The following is a 224-nucleotide window of genomic DNA, read 5'->3' on the forward strand; positions in this document are numbered from 1 at the left end:
TCACCGGCCTGTTGCTGGCGGCCAACTTCGGCCTGCTCGCCTACCTCGGCGCCGGCACGCTCAAGGCGCTAAGCGAATGGAACTGGACCGATATCGGCGGTGAAGGCGGCTCGGCGCTGTTGGTGCTGGTGTGGRTCGGCCTATTAACTGTCTYTTWTACACAWCTCCCAGCCCMCGAGACGAAATGAGCGRKCTCGYATGCCGTCTTCTTCTTGTAAAAAAAA

1 pseudogene is annotated in these 224 nt (G+C 59.3%); it reads left to right on the plus strand.

Going from position 1 to position 224, the window contains the following annotated elements:
- Nucleotides 1-188 (plus strand): annotated as a pseudogene (locus ACQ4LH_RS21735) (hypothetical protein); the annotation flags it as partial.
- Nucleotides 189-224 lie beyond the last annotated feature (36 nt).

Origin of the sequence: Pseudomonas peli (assembly GCF_050563605.1) — a bacterium.
GTDB lineage: Bacteria > Pseudomonadota > Gammaproteobacteria > Pseudomonadales > Pseudomonadaceae > Aquipseudomonas > Aquipseudomonas peli_A.